Raw genomic sequence first — 1,954 nt, 5'->3', positions numbered from 1 at the left:
GCGCGGGTCGTCGGTCGGCGGTGCCGTGTCGCCGGCCTGGAAGCCGAAGATCGCCAGCACGTGCTCGTCGGCCAGCAGCTCCGGCAGGCGCGCCGGGTCGACGTACTCCACGTCCAGTGCCGCCACCTGGGCCGGGGTGGTGCGCGCGTTCATCGCGCACCGTCCTGTCGCTCCGCGGGGCGGGACGGGAGGTGGGGCATGAAGGCGGGGCGGGGGCGGAGCTTGGACGTCATTGCACGGTGGATCAGGCTTGCAGAGGGGCCAATGATAGCCTGCGCGCCGGTGCGGCCATGGTTGCACTGGGCGCGGCGATGCCGGATCGTTGCGGCTTCATTTGGTCGTGGAAGTGGAAATGTCGCAACAAACCGAAGCCGAACGCGAACTGGCAGGGCTGCTGGTGGAGAGCCTGAACCTGGAAGACGTGGACCCGGCGCAGATCGACCCGGAAGCGGCCCTGTTCAACGACGGGCTGGGGCTGGACTCGATCGATGCACTGGAGCTGGCGCTGGCCATCAGCAAGCGCTACGGCTTCCAGCTGCGTTCGGACAACGACGACAACCGCCGCATCTTCGCCTCGCTGCGCGCGCTGTCGGCGCACGTGCAGGCCAACAAGACCGCCTGAGCACGATGAACCCGGCCAGCCATGAACCCGGCCACGGGCCGGTGGCGCTGGCACTGCGCGTGATCCTGCTGCTGGCCTACCCGGTGCTCTCGCACGTGGCCAGCCTGCGCAGCGAGGGGGCCTGGGCGGCGTTGGCGCTGTTCGGCCTGGTACTGCTGTGCCTGCTGGAGCCGCTGGCGCGGCGCCGCGCATCGGCGTGGCTGGCGCTGTTCGCCTCCGGCCTGCTGCTGTACGGGGTGGGGGCCTCGCGCTGGGCCTGGATGCTGCTGCTGGCCCCGCCGGTGGTGTTCCCGCTGCTGGTGGCCTGGGGGTTTGCCCGCTCGCTGCTGCCCGGCCGGGTGCCGCTGATCGGCCGCATCGTGCAGGCCCTGTACCAGCGCGCCGGCATGCCGGTCACCGCGGTGCTGGAGCGCTACACGCGGCGGCTGACCGCGGCCTGGGCGCTGGTGTTGAGCCTGCTGGCGGCGATCAACCTGGGGCTGGCGATGAGCGCCGTCCCCGACGGGCTGCTGGCGGCCTTCGGCCTCCAGCCGTGGTGGCCGGTCACCCACGAGCAGTGGTCCTGGTGCGCCAACATCGCCGACTGGGGCCTGATCGGCGGCTTCTTCGCGCTGGAATACGCGGTGCGCTCGCGGCTGTTCCCCACGCGCCCGTACCGCAACGCGCTGGATTTCATGCGCCAGATGGGCCAGCTGGGACCGGTGTTCTGGCGCGACCTGCTGCGCTGAGTGGCGGCCCTGTCGTTATCCTGTGCGGCCCGGCCCGTCGACTGGACGCCATGCAGTTCGTGATTGCCCCCGACCATCCCTGCCTGCCCGGCCATTTCCCGGGCCGGCCGCTGGTGCCGGGCGTGGTGGTGCTGGAACAGGTGCTGCAGGCCATCGCGCGCGACAGCGGGCGGGCAACGGCGGCGCTGCGGCTGCCGCAGGTCAAGTTCATGGCACCGCTGTTGCCGGGCGAGTGTGCGCGGGTGGAACTGGACGGGCAGGCCCCACGCTGGAAGTTCCGCGTGCTGCGCGAGGACACCGTGCTGGTGCGTGGCGAGCTGGTGCTGGTTGACGAGGCCGTTGCATGAGTGGCGCCGACTGGAAGCAGCGCCCGGAAGGCGGTGGGCGCCGTGCCATCCGCCTGATCGGGCTGATCGCCCGGCGCGGCGGGCGGGGCATCGCCCGCGCCTGCCTGTACCCGATCACCGCCTACTTCTTCTGCGTGCGCGGCAGCGAACGGCGCGCCTCGCGCGACTACCTGCAGCGGGCGCTGGGCCGGCCCGCGCACCGTTGGGACGTGGCCCGCCACATCCACACCTTCGCCGCGACCATCCTGGACCGGGTG

At 71.8% G+C, this 1,954-nt stretch carries 3 protein-coding genes and 1 pseudogene; all 4 read left to right on the top strand.

Annotated features, from left to right (window positions below; translation table 11 throughout):
- Window positions 1-352: 352 nt before the first annotated feature.
- A complete protein-coding gene (locus VA603_RS10650) occupies window positions 353-622 on the top strand; it encodes a phosphopantetheine-binding protein (protein ID WP_132863836.1) in 270 nt (89 codons plus the stop codon).
- 5 nt (window positions 623-627) lie between these two features.
- Entirely contained in the window at window positions 628-1,350 is a 723-nt protein-coding gene (locus tag VA603_RS10645; protein WP_323438803.1) for a ketosynthase, read from the top strand.
- A gap of 50 nt (window positions 1,351-1,400) precedes the next feature.
- Complete coding sequence (locus VA603_RS10640; RefSeq protein ID WP_132863833.1) at window positions 1,401-1,697, top strand: ApeI family dehydratase; 297 nt, start codon at window positions 1,401-1,403, stop codon at window positions 1,695-1,697.
- Window positions 1,694-1,954, top strand: a pseudogene (locus VA603_RS10635) (acyltransferase); the annotation flags it as partial. The gene VA603_RS10640 and the pseudogene VA603_RS10635, both read left to right, overlap by 4 nt.

The organism is Stenotrophomonas capsici, from assembly GCF_034961085.1.
In the GTDB taxonomy this organism is placed as follows: Bacteria; Pseudomonadota; Gammaproteobacteria; order Xanthomonadales; family Xanthomonadaceae; genus Stenotrophomonas; species Stenotrophomonas capsici.
The sequence above is the reverse complement of the archived record's forward strand: the minus strand, read 5'-3'. Positions and strand labels throughout refer to the sequence as shown.